Origin of the sequence: Streptomyces sp. NBC_01476 (assembly GCF_036227265.1) — a bacterium.
Taxonomy (GTDB): Bacteria; Actinomycetota; Actinomycetes; order Streptomycetales; family Streptomycetaceae; genus Actinacidiphila.
In genome coordinates this window covers 3,179,634-3,195,584 of sequence record NZ_CP109446.1, presented here as the reverse complement: position 1 = coordinate 3,195,584, position 15,951 = coordinate 3,179,634, and the positions used below count along the sequence as shown (strand labels likewise).

Here is a 15,951-nt window from a genome sequence, read left to right as displayed (position 1 = left end):
GGACCCGGCCCGGTCCGCGCGCGTTCTGGGACGCGCGCGGACCGGATACCTGCCGGGGCCCTGTGGCGGTCCGGTCAGGACGGTTCCGTCCGGGTCAGGGAAGGACCCATGACTGGTTGGCGGCGCCGGTGCAGGACCAGATCTGCACCTGCGTGCCGGGGGTGGTGGACATCCCCGTGTCGTCCAGGCACTTGCCGGAGGCGGGGTTCAGCAGGGAGCCGTTGGCCTGGTGCTGCCAGACCTGGGCGCCGGTTCCGTTGCAGGTGTAGAGGTCGACGAGGGTGCCGTTGGCGGTGCCCGCGGCGTTGACGTCCAGGCACTTGCCGAGTGCCTGGAGCGCCTGGCCGGAGACCGTCCACTGCTGGGCGGCGGTGCCGTTGCAGGTGTAGACGTCCACCTTGGTCTTGTCGGCGGTGCCGGCGCCGGCGACATCGAGGCACAGCCCCGCGTAGCCGGTCACCTGGCCCGCGGAACCAGGACCTGATCCGGAACCGCCGGTCGAACCCGCCGGGGCCACCCACGACTGGGCCGTACTGCCGTTGCAGTCGTAGATCTGCACCTGGGTGCCCAGCGCCGTGGACGCGCTCGGGTCGTCCAGGCACTTGCCGGAGGCGGGGTTCAGCAGGGAGCCGTTGGCCTGGTGCTGCCAGACCTGGGCGCTGCTGCCGTTGCAGGAGTAGAGGTCCACCAGGGTGCCGTTCGCGGTGCCGGCCGCCTTCACGTCCAGGCACTTGCCCGCCACCTGCACCGTGCCGTCCGACATCTCGGTCCACTGCTGCCCGTTGGTTCCGTTGCAGGTGTAGATGTCCACCTTGGAACCGTCGGCGTTGTTGTCGCTCGCCAGGTCGAGGCAGAGGCCGCCGACGCCGACCAGCGGATTGGCCACGGCCGTGGTGTTGGGCGTGACCGTCCACAGGAACGTTGTCTCGGCGAGGGCCCCGGCCGCGTCATGGGCGGTGACGGTCACTGTGCTGGTGCCCGCCGTCGTCGGAGATCCGCTGATCAGACCGGAAGCCGAGATCGACGTACCGGCCGGCAGCCCGGTCGCGGTGAACGCCGGCGTCTGACCAATGGTGGTGTCCTGCGCCGCCAGCTGGACGGACACCGGCGCGCCGGTCATGCCTTCCTGCGCCCCGGGACCGGTCACGGTCAGCGGCCGGCCGAGCTGCGCCGAGGTCACCGAGAGGGTCCCGGTCAGCGGCAGGTTCGCGCCCGAGTCGCCGACCGAGATGCCGTAACTGCCGGTGCTGGTGGCCCACGCGTTGGACGTGGCGTTGTAGTACTGCAGATTGCGCTGCGTCAGGGGAAAGGTGACGGTCTGGCTGGCGCCGGGCTGGAGGTCGACCCGGGCGAACCCCTGGAGCTGCTTCGGCGGCTCACCGGACGCGGCCGGCTGGGTCACGTACAGCTGGGCGACGTCCGCGCCCGCCCGGGAGCCGGTGTTGGTCACGGTCGCCGTCACAGTGGCCGCGCCGCCGGCCGGCAGCGTACCGACGTGCAGGTCACTGAAGGAGAACGAGGTGTACGACAGGCCGAAGCCGAAGGGGAAGAGCGGGGTGAGGTGGTTGGCGTCGTAGTAGCGGTAGCCGACGTCCACGCCCTCGGAGTACTGCACGGTGCCGCCGGTGCCCGGCCACTGGGCCGCGGTGTGCGCGGGCACCTGGGAGAGCGAGGCCGGGAACGTCACCGGCAGGTGGCCGGACGGATTGGTGTCGCCGAAGAGCAGCGAGGCGATCGCGGTGCCGTCGCCCTGGCCCGCGTACCAGCCCTCCAGTACGCCCTTGACCGAACCCAGCCAGGGCATCGTCACCGCGGAACCGGTGTTGAGCACCACGACCGTGTTGGGGTTGGCCGCCGCGACGGCGGAGATGAGGGAGTTCTCCGCGGCCGGCAGGTCGATGCCGCCCAGATCGCTGCCCTCGGATTCGAAGTCGCTGACGAAGACCACCGCGACGCTGGAGGAGGCGGCGAGCGAGGCGGCGGAAGCGGTGGAGGAACCGTTGTTGTAACTCACGGTGATGCCGCTGCCGGCGCGTGCGGTGATGCCCTGCAGAGGGGTGATGGTGCCGCTGGAGTTGACGGCCGCGCTGCCGCCGCCGGCGGTCTGCGGGGAGGTGGAGGCGTCCGCGCCGATGACCGCGATGGACCGGGTGGAGGAGGCCAGCGGCAGGACGTTGCCGTTGTTCTTCAGCAGGACCGTGCCCTCTTGGGCGAGACGCGTCGCCGCGGCCTGGTTGGCGGTGCTGGTCGCGGGCTGGGCCGGCGAACCGGTGGGCGCCTTGTCGAACAGCCCGAAGGCGAACATCTCGGTGAGGATGCCCGAGGTCAGGGAGTTGAGGGTGGCCTGGCTGACCGAGCCATTGGCGACCACGGTCTGCAGGGCGCTGCCGTAGAAGCCGTCGTTCCCCGGCATGTCCTGGTTCAGGCCGGCGTTCGCGGAGGCCGCGCCGGCGTGGGTGGCACCCCAGTCGGAGGTCACGAAGCCGTTGAAGCCGAACTGCTGGCGCAGCACCGTAGTGAGCAGGTAGGGGTTCTGACAGGCGTATGTTCCGTTGATCGTGCTGTAGGAACACATCACGGATGAGGCCGCGCCCTGCTGCACCGAGTCCTGGAAGGCGGGCAGGTAGATCTCCTGCATAGCTTTGTTGCTGATGACCGCATTGTCGGACGGGGTGTTGCGGTTGGTCTCCTGGTTGTAGACCGCGAGGTGCTTGACCTGCGCCATCACCCCGGTCGACTGCACCCCGCGGATGTTGGCGGCACCCAGTTGGCCATTGAGGTACGGGTCCTCGCCCATCGACTCGAAAGCGCGGCCCCAGCGCGGGTCGCGCGTGATGTTGATGGTCGGCCCCAGGTCGACGGTGGTGCCCTTGGCGCCCTCTTCCGCGCCGATGATCTGACCGTATTGCTGCTCGGCCGTCGTGTCCCAGGTCGCGGTGACCGCGACCGGCGCGGGCAACTGGGTGACACCGGTCATACCATCGGCTACTCCGGCCGGTCCGTCCTCCAGGTTCATCGCCGGGATGCACAGCGACCCGATCGCCGGAGTGAAGCCGACGTAGCTCGAACCGCCGGCTCCGGTGGCCAGCGACACCTTCTGAGCGGTCGTCATCTTCGCCAGCAACTGGCTGACCCGCTGCGGGATCGGTGCGGTGGAGTGCACCCACGGGCAGGCGGTGATGGCCTGGGCCTGCGCCTGGGGTGCTGCTGTCGCGGTCGCGCCGGGAGCCACCGCGCCCAGCACGCCACCCCCGGCCGCGACCAGCGCCAAGGTCACCAGACAGGACGTCCGGCGTCTCGCCGGTATTCGGAACGTGCGCACGATGCCTCCAAGCATCTGCCGCGCCGGACGGCTCGCCGGCGCGGATGGGCTCTGACGGGCTCTGACTGGCTCTGACGGTCTCTTCGGGCCTGGCGGGGCCCTGGCAGGTCCCTGACGGGCGGCGCCGGCCTCGCGGGCGGCGCGCTGACCGCGGCTCAGCCGGGCAGCGTCCAGGCCTGGTTGGCGCCCGCCGTGCAGTCCCAGATCTGCAGCCGGGTGCCGTTGGCGGAACTGTTGCCGGTGGCGTCCAGGCAGCGCCCTGAGGCCGGGTTGCGGAGCGAGCCGCCCGCAGCGGGGCTCCACTGCTGGGCGCCGGTGCCGTTGCAGTCGTACAACTGGACCGGTGTGCCGTTCGTCGTACCGGCCGCCGTGATGTCGAGGCACTTCCCGAGCGCGCGGACCGTACCGTCGCCGCCGACCGTCCACTGCTGGGCGGCGGTGCCGTTGCAGTCGTAGAGCTGTACGGCGGTGCCGTTGGCCGGGCTCGCCGCCTTGACGTCGACGCACTTGCCGCCGTAGCCGGTGATCGGCCCGGTGCTGCCCCCGGTGCCGCCTCCGGCGCCCTGGGTGGCGCTGAAGGAGAAGGAGTTCGCGCCGAGCCCCTGGCCGCCCTGCCAGATCTCGAAGCCGGCCTCCGCGTCGATCAGGTACGCGTTCGGCCCCGTGGTGCCGCGCCGGACGGAGTCGTCGATCATCGCCTTGACGTCGAGACCGGTGATCGACGTGGCGCCGCCCTGGAGGACGTACGAGACGATGTTCCATGACGTCTGACGGCCCGTGTAGACGTCCCAGGTGTGGCCGCTGATGGCCGCGGTCGCCGTCTTGGAGCCGAAGGGGGCGACCGAGCCGCGGCTGTTCAGCCAGATCATGATCTCGCTGTCGTCGGGCTGGCCGCCGGTGGTGGCCGCCGAGTCGGTCCACAGGTCGTAGGCCACGTCGTACGCTCCGGCGGCCGGCTGCACGGTCGACCAGGAGGACGTCGCGCTCGCCAGCCGGCTCACCTGGATCGGCAGGTTGCTGCCGGTGGTGCAGGCGCCCCAGTGACAGCCCTTGTAGATCGAGGGATAGGTGGCGGGGGCGCCGCCGGTGACGTTGAAGTTCGCCGTGCTCACCGTCCAGGCGGTGCCGGTGGTGGCGGTCACGCACTGGGTGGCGGTGGAGTTCCATTCGTTGTTCTGCAGCGTGTACTCGCCGCCGGCCAGGCTGATCGTGCCCTGGCCCTGGCAGTTGGTGACAGCGGCGGTGGCGGCGGGGGTGTCATGGGGGACGGCGGCGGTGGCCTGCGGGGTGAGGCCGAGGGTGAGGGAGGCGAGGGCGGCGCAGGCGCCGGCGATCACCGCCGCGATCCGGGTCCGCTTCGGTCGTCGCGTCATGACCGAGTCCTTTCGGTTGGCGGCCTGCCTCTGCGGGGGAGGTGAGAGCGCTCCCAAAGAGTGGGGGCGGGTGCGCTCGTCCGCGAGGGGGGAGGAGGCCGGAGCCGTGCGACAGGTGGTGGGGGGTGCGGATCTGCCCAGGTCAGAATGGCTGGGGGCCACGGGGAGGCCTGGCTGGGCACCAGCCATGAAGTCAGACGCTCCGCTGCGGTGTCAATAGGTCTGGACCACTGGGGGCGGGGCGCCCGAGGGGGCGCCGCCGGAAAGCGCTGGTCGCGCGGATCCTTGGATGAAAGCGCTCTCGCAAAGTTTTCCCCAAGGGCGGCGGTGCTGCTGCGACCTCGCTCCGGGGTGACCGTTTCCGCGGAGGGGACGGCGGGTGCGCGGGGTGCCGGAACGCGAACGGCCAGGCGAGGGATATCACCCCTGACCTGGCCGTTCGTCGTGTATGTGCTGGTCTGGCACGTGCCCCAGGCAGGATTCGAACCTGCGACACCGGCTTTAGGAGAGCCGTGCTCTATCCCCTGAGCTACTGGGGCGGGGGAGTGCGTGAACCACCGACAGACTACCGGATCGCCGTCGGCCCTCGGCCGCTGCCTGGGGAAGGACGCGGTCCGCCGAGTACGCCCGAGGTGGCATCGCTGACCCCTTGTGTCACCTGTTCGGGTGGCTTCCGCCATGATCATCCGGCGGTATGGCGATCCGACCGGGCGTCGGGGGCGGCGCCCGGGCGGCTGGGGGCCGGCCGGGCTCGGCGGCCGGGCGGACCGGGGCCGGGGAATAGCTCCCGGGGGCGGAATGTTCGAGTGGTTGAACAGTCAACCAAATGGGACGGTGGGAGAAAATGCAGTTCGGGATCTTCACAGTCGGCGACGTCACCACTGACCCGACCAACGGTCGGACGCCGAGCGAGCATGAGCGGATCAAGGCGATGGTCGCCATCGCTCTCAAGGCCGAAGAGGTCGGTCTGGACGTCTTCGCGACCGGCGAGCACCACAATCCGCCTTTCGTACCGTCGTCTCCTACGACGATGCTTGGCTACATCGCCGCGCGCACCGATCATCTGATCCTCTCCACGTCGACCACCCTCATCACCACGAACGACCCGGTGAAGATCGCCGAGGACTTCGCGATGCTGCAGCACCTGGCCGGCGGACGCGTTGATCTGATGATGGGACGGGGCAACACTGGCCCGGTCTACCCGTGGTTCGGCAAGGACATCCGGCAGGGCATCCCGCTGGCCGTCGAGAACTACGCGCTGCTGCACAAGCTGTGGCGCGAGGAAGCGGTGAACTGGGCGGGGAAGTTCCGTACCCCGCTGCAGTCCTTCACCTCGACCCCGCGCCCCCTCGACGGAGTGCCGCCGTTCGTCTGGCACGGCTCCATCCGCAGCCCGGAGATCGCCGAGCAGGCCGCGTACTACGGTGACGGCTTCTTCGCCAACAACATCTTCTGGCCCAAGGACCACTTCAAGCGCCTGATCAGCCTGTACCGCGAGCGTTACGCCCACTACGGGCACGGCACCCCCGAACAGGCCATTGTCGGCCTCGGCGGACAGGTCTTCATGCGCAAGAACTCCCAGGACGCGGTCCGCGAGTTTCGCCCCTACTTCGACAACGCGCCCGTCTACGGACACGGACCGTCGCTGGAGGACTTCACCGACCAGACACCGCTGACCGTCGGCTCCCCGCAGGAGGTCATCGACAAGACGCTGACTTTCCGCGAGAGCTTCGGCGACTACCAGCGCCAGCTCTTCCTGATGGACCACGCGGGCCTGCCGCTGAAGACTGTCCTGGAGCAGCTCGACATCCTCGGTGAGGAGGTCCTACCGGTGCTGCGCGCCGAGTTCGCCAAGGACCGTCCCGCCGACGTCCCCGAAGGACCCACCCACCAGGCCCTCGTCGCCCGCCGCGACGCGGAGGCCGCCGAACCGCAGGAGGTACAGGCATGACGAAGAACCTCGTAGTGGTCACCGCCGGGCTCAGCCTCCCCTCCTCGACCCGGCTGCTGGGCGACCGGCTGGCCGAAGCCACCCAGCGGCACGCACAGACGTCGCAGGTGGACGTGCGGGTGATCGAGCTGCGCGAACTGGCGAGCGACATCGCGCAGAACATGGTCACCGGCTTCCCTGCCCCGCGGCTGCGCGACGCGATCGAGGCGGTGACCGGCGCTGACGCCCTCATCGCCGTCAGCCCGGTCTTCACCGGCTCCTACAGCGGGCTGTTCAAGTCGTTCTTCGACGTCATCGACAAGGACGCCCTGGCCGGCATCCCGGTGCTGATCGCCGCGACCGGCGGCTCGGCCCGGCACTCGCTGGTACTGGAACACGCCATGCGACCGCTCTTCGCCTACCTGCGGTCGATCGTCATACCGACCGCCGTCTACGCCGCCTCCGAGGACTGGGGCACGGGCGGCGACGGTGCGCTGGACGACCGGATCGACCGGGCGGCGGCGGAACTGGCGGGCCTCATCGAGGCGCGCCCCGCCGGTCGCCGGCCGGCCGACGAGGAGACCGTCGTCCCCTTCGCCCAGCAACTCGCGGCTCTTGCCGCGGAAGGGTGAACTGACCGGCGCCGCGGCGACGCGTGCGCGCCGGTCGCGGTTCGCGTCTTCGAAAGAGTGACGTGCGCGGTCGGATGATGTGCGCGGCGGGTGACTACGGCGGTGTCACCCGTGCGGCGCGTGGCGGTGACCTGTCGTCCAGGAACTCGATGACAGCCAGTGCGGCCACCACGATCACCGCGGTCCAGAAGATGACCCAACCGGTCGGATAAGACCACAGCAGCAGTGCGACGACCGCCGCCAGCACGACCACCCACTGCAGCACACGGCGCCGGCGGTGCACCCACGGGCCGACCGGTCCCGTCGAGGTGACACCGCACGCCTCCCGCACCGCCGCGATCACCGACTCCCATCCGCCCCTGACCCGCCGCGCCCGGCGGCCCGGTCCGCTCAGCCACGTGCCCAGGGCGACGACAACCCCCAGGACGATCAGCATCCGCACGCTCGCCCAGAGAAAGCGGACGATCTGGTCATAGATCGCGCCTGCCGCCCGTTCGTTGGCGTTCCCGGGCAGATGATCGAGATATACGACGCGGAAGAGCGAGAGCGCGATCCCCAGCAGGACGACACCCGCCGCGATGCCCAACGCCGCCGCCACCAGCGCCCGCCGCCGGCGGCCGGCGAGCAGCACGCCAGCCGCGGCGAGCAGCAGCGTGACCGCAGGCAGCCAGTTCCCGGCCAGCTGCAGTACCCGGAACCACGTCCTGGCCTTCCGCACATCCTCCGACCTCACCAGGGTGAAGTCGGCCCGCACCGGTGGGATGCGCGATGCGATGGTCAGACCGCGGTCCACCAGTTGCCGCTTGACCTGCTCGACGACCGGCGTCAGGTTCAGGACGACCGCATCACCCCGTAGCTGCACGGCTTGATCGCCCTCCCCCGTGAGTGCCCCTTTGAAAGCTGTGTGGGCCTGGCGGTTGAGCTGCGTCCAGATAGTGGCGAAGGCGTCGCTCGACACGAAGGACGCGACCGTGCCGTGGACGAAGTTCCTGAGACCGCCGTTGATCGGACCGCTGAGCCCGCCGAGCGCCGCTTCGACTTCCGGCCGGTCCTTCGGGGCGACGGTGGAGAGCAGGGAGTCGAGGTCGACCTTCGACACGACAGCGTTGGTGATGAGGTCGGTCACCGCAGTCTGGACGTCGGGCTGGGACGCGAGCGGGGCGACCGTCGACACGTAGCGATCGGTGTCGCCCATGACATCCGCGATCCAGACGGAGACCGCGCTGAGCGGCGCCAGGATCGCGGCCAGTGTGATCAGCAGTGCGGAGACGAATGCCCGCCAGCGGCGACGTGCGCCGAGGCGGCGGCGCAAGGCGGCCAGTTCGGCCCGTTCGTCCTCGCCCAAGGGGCTGGAGCCCGAGCGGCCGCTGTCCGCGCTCGTCGCCATCCGCTCACTCCCTCACCCCGCGACATGATCCTGTGATGATCAGAAAACGGTGCCTGGGGGTGACCCGCGCGCGGGGTTAGTGCGTACGGGCGCACCAGCGGCCGTACGGACTCCACCTTCGCGATGGTTGCGACCGCCGCCAGTCGGACAAGCCGCACATATGGCCGCGCCCGGTGTGGGGAGATGTCTACACCTGACCGCGCCGGTCCGCTTGTAGGCCCGCGCCATCCGAGTGATGGAACGTTAGCCGTATAGGAGGCGCGGTTACTGATCGTTGTGTTCGGCGCCGTATACCCGCAGAAGCCAGGGTCGCGCGGCGGTCGGTTCTGCGAAGGGCATACGCGTGAGCACTCGTCCGCTGCCCGGCGAGTCGGCGGCAGCCGCCCTCGCGCGGTGGGCTGACGGCCACCATGTTGCCAACGGCGAACGGAGTGCCCGGACCGACCGCTGTGCGACCGATCGCTCCGTGACCGTCATCGCCACCCGGGACGGTCGTCCGATGGCGGTCGCGGCTGCTTTCCCGTTCATCGGAAAAGCAGCCGATCGGGCGCCGTCCCGCCGACAGTTCGCACCCGTACCCCCGCCCGGAAAGCCCGCCGTCGCCGGGGCCTCACCGCGGCGCCGTCCTGCCACCCACCGATCCGCGCCGCCGCCCATCTGATGCGAGCCGCGCGCCCCAAGGGGCCGGTCCGGGACCACGAGTCCGGGGCCGGCCCCCTCTGACGCACGGTCGCATCGCCCCATCGCCCCACGTGGCGGCCTCGCGGGGCTACCCCTAGCGTGGACATCCGGGGAGAACGCGGCGTCGCGCTAAGGAGACCCACCTCATGGCCCGTGGCACCCAGGACGACTCCATGGCTTCGCAGGGCGGCGGCCGAGGACCGCGCACGTCAGGGCGCGGCCCCAACGACGACGCCTCCGCGCACCGCTGGTGGGTACTGGGCGTGGTCGCGCTCGCTCAACTGATGGTCGTACTGGACGCGACCATCGTGAACATCGCTCTGCCGTCCGCCCAGCAGGACCTCGGGTTCTCCGACGGCAACCGGCAGTGGATCGTCACCGCCTACGCCCTCGCGTTCGGCTCACTGCTGCTGTTCGGGGGCCGCCTGGCCGACCTGATCGGCCGTAAGACCACCTTCCTCGTCGGTCTGGTCGGCTTCGCGGTGGCCTCCGCGATCGGCGGCGCCGCACCGAGCTTCCAGGTGCTGGTCGGAGCGCGCGCCCTGCAGGGCCTGTTCGGCGCCCTGCTCGCCCCGGCCGCGCTGTCGGTGCTCACGACGACGTTCAGCGACCCCAAGGAGCGCGCGAAGGCCTTCGGGATCTACGGCGCCATCGCCGGCGCCGGCGGCGCGGTGGGTCTGCTGCTCGGTGGCCTGCTCACCGAGTACCTCAACTGGCGCTGGTGCCTGTACGTCAACCTGATCATCGCCGTCATCGCGTTTCTCGGTGCCATGCGGCTGCTGCGCCCGGGCGCGCCCGAGGACCGCCCCGCGCTGGACATCCCCGGCACGCTCCTGGTGTCCGGCGGCCTGTTCTGCATCGTCTACGGCTTCTCCAACGCCGAACGTCACGCCTGGAGCGCCCCCAGCACCTGGGGCTTCCTCGTGGCCAGCGGCGTGCTACTGCTCGCCTTCGTGTGGTGGCAGCAGCGCGCCGAACACCCTCTGCTGCCGCTGCGAGTGGTGGCTGACCGCGACCGCGGAGCGTCGTATCTTGCGATGTTCATCTCGGGCGCCGGCATGTTCGGCGTCTTCTTGTTCTTGACGTATTACCTGCAGCGCACCCTGCTCTACTCGCCGGTGAAGACCGGTGTCGCGTTCCTGCCCATGGTCGCGGTCATCATGATCTCGTCGGTTGTTACGACGAACGTGCTGGTGCCACGGGTCGGCGCGAAACCGGTGGTGCCGACGGGCATGCTGTGTGGCGCCGGGGCGATGGTCTGGCTCACCGCACTCGACCGCAACAGCACCTTCGCCGCGCATGTGCTGCCGCCGCTGCTCCTCATGGGCCTGGGGCTGGGCATGATCTTCGGTACCGGCCTCAACCTCGCCACCGCCGGCGTCAAGGACCACGACGCCGGCGTTGCCTCCGCCATGGTGAACACCTCGCAGCAGGTCGGCGGGTCGATCGGCACCTCACTGCTCAACACGCTCGCGACCAGCGCCGCCACCCGCTACGCCTCCACCCGCCCGCCGACCGCCGCGGTCGCCGGCCAGGCGCAACTGCACAGCTACATGGTCGCGTACTGGTGGTCCGCCGGTTTCTTCGCCGTCGGCTTCCTGGTCACCTTGCTGCTCTACCGCCGCGGCGTGCCACGCAGTCTCGCCACCGACCCGAACTCCCAGACCGCAGCCGCGGCCGTCTGACCGTCCGCCGGCCACCCGCTTCCGCCGGCTCCATCCACATCGCGGAACGCTCCGCGACAAGGTGGCGGATACAGCTATCGTCTCCGCATGACAGCCAACGACACGGATGTCGCGGCCGGCGCGCCTGAGGCGGTCGCCGCGCTCGACGCGGTCAGCGTGCGGCGCTTCACCACCGGCCAGGTCATCCTCGACGACATCAGCTGGGTCGTACGTTCCGGAGAGCACTGGGCGCTGCTCGGTGCCAATGGCGCCGGTAAGACAACCCTCCTTCGGCTCATCGGTGCGCTGATGCACCCGACCACCGGAACCGTCGAGGTCCTCGGTCACCGCCTCGGCCGTGTCGACATGCGCGAGCTGCGTGCCCACATCGGTCTGGTCTCCTCCGCACAGAAGGTCCCGCAGGACGCCACCGCCCATACAGTCGTACTGACCGGTCACACCGGCACCGTGCAGCCGTTGTGGCGAAAATACGACTCCGAGGTACGCGAGCGGGCGCACGCGCTCCTGGCCGAACTGGAGATCAAGGAACTGGCCGACCGGCCCTACGGGGTCTGCTCCGGTGGCCAGCGCGCCCGCATCCTGGTGGCGCGGGCGCTGATGGCCGACCCGTCGCTGCTGCTGCTCGACGAGCCGTTCAACGCACTCGACCTGCCGTCGCGTGAAGATCTGATCGACGCCATGCACCGCCTGGCGGTCACCCGTACGGGGCTGGCCACCATCACCGTCACCCATCACCTGGAGGAGCTGTCACCCGCGATCGGGCACGTCATGCTCCTGAAGGAGGGACGGATGCTCACCGCCGGACCGGCCGCCGACGTACTGACCGCTGATCGTATGACCGCATGCTTCGGCCGGCCGATCGAGGTCAGCAGGCACGAGGGCCGCTGGCTCGCCCGGTCCGGCCGCCGCTGAGGACCGGCGGCCGCGCACCTGCCCGCGGTGAGCGCTCAGCGCAGCCAGGGCAGGTCCGCGTCCTCCGGCTGGTGCAAGCCTTCGGCGATGATCCGGGAGATCTCGCCGAGCTGCTCGGTCTGCTCGGGCGTGAGCCGGTCGAAGATCGCAGTGCGCACCGCGGTGACGTGCCCGGGGGCCGTGCGGACCAGCTCCTCGTAACCCGCGTCGGTGAGCACGCACACCTGACCGCGTCGGTCGGTGGGGCAGCTCTCCCGCCGCAGCCACCCGTTCCCCTCCAGGCGGGCGACGGCGTGCGAGAGGCGGGAGCGGGTGATTTTGGTCTGCTCGGCCAGTTCGGTCATCCGCATCTGGCGTCCCGGCGTCTCTGAAAGTGTGCTCAGCAGTGCGTAGTACATGTGGGGCATGCCCGCATCGCGTTGCAACTGACGGTCGAGGTGGTCGTCCAGCAACGTCGTGGCATGCAGAAAGGCGCGCCAGGTTGCCTGCTCGTCTTCAGTCAGCCATCTCATGGCGTTCATAGTACGTGCACTCCTTGAACGTTCAATAAAATACCATCCTATGATGTGACGCAGGTCACGTACTCCTGTGAAATATCCGGGGATGGGTTCCCCGTTTGACGTGTCGTAGCAACCGGGGAGTTGTTGTCCGTTTCAACTTCTTCAGCGCTCGACCCGAAGGACCGCGAAAGGAGCCCGCCGTGACACTCGAAGCCGACACCGTCGTCAGGCCTCGCACGGTACGGCTGCGAGCGGACGCCACTCGCAATCGTGAGCGGATCGTCAGCGCAGCCCGGGAAGCGATCGTCGACTACGGCCCCGACGTGGCACTCGACGAGGTGGCCCGGCGGGCCGGCGTCGGCAACGCCACGCTCTACCGCCACTTCGCCGACCGCACCGAGTTGATCCGGCAGGTCACCCTTTCGGTGATGGCACGCACCGCCCAGCGGGCGGAGGCCGCCCTCATCGAGGAACCTGACGCATTCTCCGCGCTCTGCCGGTTCGTCTTCGAAGCGGCCGACGAACGTATCGGCGCCCTGTGCCCGATGCTCTCCGACGCCTTCGACCGACAGGACCCACAGGTCGCGGCCGAGGTTCAGCGCATGGAACAGGCGATCAACGCGATCATGGACCGGGCCCAGTGCTCGGGCCAACTGCGTGGCGACATCGCCGTCGGCGATCTGATGGTCGCACTGACGCAACTCACCCGGCCGCTTCCGGGTACCGGATGCGTCGGCTTCGACCGCTTCGTCCGCCGCCACCTGCAACTCTTCCTCGACGGGCTGCGCGCACCCGCGCGCTCGGAGCTCGTGGGGACCGCAGCGACCCTGGAGGATCTGCAAGGCTGCCATAAATAGTTCGCACGTCACATCAGTCGGGTTATAGCGTCGGCGAGTTCGTCGCACAGGTCAGCTCGTACGGCACACGGTGACCATCGCCACACGGTGAGGACGCCGGAGCCGGGAATTCGCCGAGTCCCACGCCGCAGCCCGAAGCGAGACGACCCACCGCGACACATCGAGAAGCAAGCGACGTCACCGAAGACCGCTCGTCTTTCCGAACACCGGCACCGGAGTCACGGCCACCGCGCCATGACTCCGATCCGTTCCACGGATCACGCCGGAACGCTGACACACGTCCCCACGTCCTGTCACTCCGCACCCCTTTTGTGAGACCAGCCATGCCAGAAACGCTCCAGCCCGATCCAAAGCGCTGGACAGCGCTCGCCTTCATCGCCATCGCCCAGCTGATGGTCGTGCTCGACGCGACCGTCGTGAACATCGCGCTGCCGTCCGCGCAGGCCGACCTCGGTATCTCCGACGGCAACCGCCAGTGGGTCGTCACCGCCTACACCCTGGCCTTCGGTGGCCTGCTGCTCTTCGGCGGACGGATCGCCGACCTGTGGGGACGTAGGAACACCTTCATCGTCGGTCTGCTCGGTTTCGCCGCGGCGTCCGCGATCGGCGGCGCCGCCGTCAACCCGTCCATGCTGTTCGGCGCCCGCGCCCTGCAGGGCGTCTTCGGCGCGCTGCTCGCCCCGGCCGCCCTGTCGCTGGTCTCGGTGATGTTCACCGACGCCAAGGAGCGCGCCAAGGCGTTCGGCATCTACGGCGCCATCGCCGGTGCCGGCGCGGCCGTCGGCCTGATCCTCGGTGGTGTCCTCACCGAGTACCTGAACTGGCGCTGGGCGCTCTTCGTCAACATCGCCTTCGCCGTCACCGCGGTCATCGGCGCGCTCACCGTCATCCACGAGCCCGCACAGGGCCGCAACCGCAGCCGCCTCGACATCCCCGGTGTCGTGCTCGCCAGCGCCGGCCTCGTCTCTCTCGTCTACGGCTTCAGCCGCGCCGAGTCGGACGGCTGGGCTTCCGGCGGGACCATCGGGCTGCTCGTGGCCTCCGTGGTCCTGCTCGCCGCCTTCGCCTTCGTCGAGGGCAAGGTCAAGGCCCCGCTGCTGCCGCTGCGGGTCGTCACCGAACGGAACCGCGGCGGCGTGTACCTGTCGCTCGGTCTCGCCATCATCGGCATGTTCGGCCTCTTCCTGTTCCTGACCTACTACCTGCAGCAGGTCATGGGCTACTCGGCCCTGAAGTCCGGCTTCGCATTCCTGCCGATGGTCGGTGGCATGATCGTTGGCTCCACCCAGATCGGTACCCGTCTGATGCTGCGGGTCCGCCCGCGGCTGCTGATGGCGCCCGGCTTCCTGGTCGCCGCGATCGGCATGGGCATACTGGCTCAGATCAAGGTCGACTCCAGCTACGCGGAGATCCTGCTGCCCGGCCTGATCCTGATGGGCCTCGGCATGGGTACGGCGTTCATGCCGGCGATGAGCCTGGCCACGCACGGCGTCCGGCCGGAGGACGCGGGTGTCGCGTCCGCCATGGTCAACACCTCGCAGCAGGTCGGCGGCTCCATCGGCACCGCTCTGCTGAACACCCTCGCGGCCAGCGCCACCGTCGCCTGGGGCAAGGACCACATGCACAGCGCGGCCGACCGTGCCAACCAGCTGCTCATCAACGAGTCCGCGGTCCACGGATACTCCGTCGCCATCTACTGGGCGACGGCCATCCTCGCGGTCGCCTCGCTGTTGGCGTTCATCCTGGTCGACGCCGAGGTCCAGAACCACGCGGAGCGCGCCGAAGGTGACGAGTCCGTCGAGGACTTCGCGGTCCCGGTCATCGCCCACTGATGACCATGACCACCGGCCGGCCGGTACGACAGTACGGCCGCCGATGACAGCAAGCGCGTCATGCGCCTGGCGTCATGCACATACGGCAGGCCCCCGCCGCTCCGGATGTCACCCGGAGGGGTGGGGGCCTGCCGTTTGTCGTACGTGTTTCCGTACGACCGTCTGACCGTACGACTCGCGGATCTGCGGGATCCGGGCTCTCTACAGGCCCTGGGGCCAGTCGTACGAACTCGGCACCTTCACCTGGTCGCCCGGCGCGCCGTAGACGACCGCGATCTCGTCGTGGGCGGCGAGCTTCAGCGCGGCCGGGTCACCCGTCTGCTCCTTGCCGTTGACGTACAGGTGCAGCTCCTTGCCGGCGCCGGTCTTCAGCGGGCCGAGCGCGTCCTTGCTGATCGGTACGTTCCACTCGGTCATGAACTCGCCGAGCGTGAAGTCCTTCTTCACCGGCGACTCGATGTGCACCACGCCCGACGTGTCATGCGTGTGCAGCGGGCTGATCTGCTGCTTGACGAGGTCGATACCGATCTCGGCCGGTACGGTCACGGGCTTGCCATCGACGAACACGTCCAGGTGACTGTGGATGTGCAGCACCTGGCCCTCCTGCCCCAGCATCGGCAGCCCGGCGGCCTTCACCTGGGCCGAGGCGTCCGGGGGCGCAGGCCAGGATATGGACGAAGACGGGGCTGCGGGCTTGTTGTCCGCGGTGGAAGGGCCGGCGGCGGCCTTGTCGCCGGAACCGGAACTGGAACCCGAACCGCACGCGGCCAGGGTCACGGCTCCGGCCAGGACGGCCACTCCGACCGCGATGCGGCGCTTGTGCTTGCTCATGCGGGAGAT

The 15,951-nt window shown here is 69.5% G+C and carries 11 protein-coding genes and 1 tRNA gene; 6 read left to right on the top strand and 6 right to left on the bottom strand.

The genetic code is table 11. From position 1 onward, the window contains the following. Positions 1 to 94 precede the first annotated feature (94 nt). From OG552_RS14220 to OG552_RS14210, 3 genes are all read right to left on the bottom strand, one after another. Complete coding sequence (locus OG552_RS14220; protein ID WP_329132834.1) at positions 95 to 3,277, bottom strand: glycoside hydrolase family 3 C-terminal domain-containing protein; 3,183 nt, start codon at positions 3,275 to 3,277, stop codon at positions 95 to 97. Positions 3,278 to 3,477: 200 nt separating this feature from the next. Beyond that, positions 3,478 to 4,695 carry a GH12 family glycosyl hydrolase domain-containing protein gene (locus OG552_RS14215; RefSeq protein WP_329132832.1) on the bottom strand — a complete coding sequence of 406 codons (1,218 nt, stop codon included), beginning with the start codon at positions 4,693 to 4,695 and terminating at the stop codon, positions 3,478 to 3,480. Between the two features lie 466 nt (positions 4,696 to 5,161). Continuing rightward, positions 5,162 to 5,234, bottom strand: a tRNA-Arg gene (locus tag OG552_RS14210). Between the two features lie 305 nt (positions 5,235 to 5,539). Between OG552_RS14210 and OG552_RS14205 the strand changes: the two genes are divergently transcribed. Continuing rightward, the gene (locus tag OG552_RS14205; RefSeq protein ID WP_329132831.1) at positions 5,540 to 6,646 is read left to right on the top strand and encodes an LLM class flavin-dependent oxidoreductase; all 1,107 of its coding nucleotides are present in this window, start codon (positions 5,540 to 5,542) and stop codon (positions 6,644 to 6,646) included. Further along, on the top strand, positions 6,643 to 7,257 hold the full coding sequence (locus OG552_RS14200) for an FMN reductase (protein WP_329132828.1): 615 nt from the start codon (positions 6,643 to 6,645) through the stop codon (positions 7,255 to 7,257). The genes OG552_RS14205 and OG552_RS14200 overlap by 4 nt, the downstream gene beginning before the upstream one ends. Before the next feature lie 94 nt (positions 7,258 to 7,351). On the opposite strand, the gene OG552_RS14195 is transcribed toward OG552_RS14200, so the two are convergent. Then, positions 7,352 to 8,644 carry a hypothetical protein gene (locus OG552_RS14195; RefSeq protein ID WP_329132826.1) on the bottom strand — a complete coding sequence of 431 codons (1,293 nt, stop codon included), beginning with the start codon at positions 8,642 to 8,644 and terminating at the stop codon, positions 7,352 to 7,354. Between the two features lie 827 nt (positions 8,645 to 9,471). Between OG552_RS14195 and OG552_RS14190 the strand changes: the two genes are divergently transcribed. Beyond that, entirely contained in the window at positions 9,472 to 11,010 is a 1,539-nt protein-coding gene (locus tag OG552_RS14190) for an MFS transporter (RefSeq protein WP_329132824.1), read from the top strand. Positions 11,011 to 11,097: 87 nt separating this feature from the next. Continuing rightward, positions 11,098 to 11,922 (top strand): ABC transporter ATP-binding protein, encoded by an 825-nt coding sequence (locus tag OG552_RS14185; protein ID WP_329132822.1) that lies wholly within the window; start codon positions 11,098 to 11,100, stop codon positions 11,920 to 11,922. Positions 11,923 to 11,957: 35 nt separating this feature from the next. Here the strand turns inward: OG552_RS14185 and OG552_RS14180 are convergent, their stop codons facing one another. Further along, positions 11,958 to 12,443: a MarR family winged helix-turn-helix transcriptional regulator gene (locus OG552_RS14180; protein WP_443070929.1), complete on the bottom strand. Its 486-nt coding sequence runs from the start codon at positions 12,441 to 12,443 to the stop codon at positions 11,958 to 11,960. Positions 12,444 to 12,622: 179 nt separating this feature from the next. Between OG552_RS14180 and OG552_RS14175 the strand changes: the two genes are divergently transcribed. Further along, a complete protein-coding gene (locus OG552_RS14175) occupies positions 12,623 to 13,279 on the top strand; it encodes a TetR/AcrR family transcriptional regulator (protein ID WP_329132820.1) in 657 nt (218 codons plus the stop codon). A gap of 323 nt (positions 13,280 to 13,602) precedes the next feature. After that, positions 13,603 to 15,111, top strand: coding sequence for an MFS transporter (locus OG552_RS14170; RefSeq protein WP_329132818.1), 1,509 nt, complete (start codon positions 13,603 to 13,605; stop codon positions 15,109 to 15,111). Positions 15,112 to 15,312: 201 nt separating this feature from the next. On the opposite strand, the gene OG552_RS14165 is transcribed toward OG552_RS14170, so the two are convergent. Next, entirely contained in the window at positions 15,313 to 15,942 is a 630-nt protein-coding gene (locus OG552_RS14165; protein ID WP_329132816.1) for a hypothetical protein, read from the bottom strand. Positions 15,943 to 15,951 lie beyond the last annotated feature (9 nt).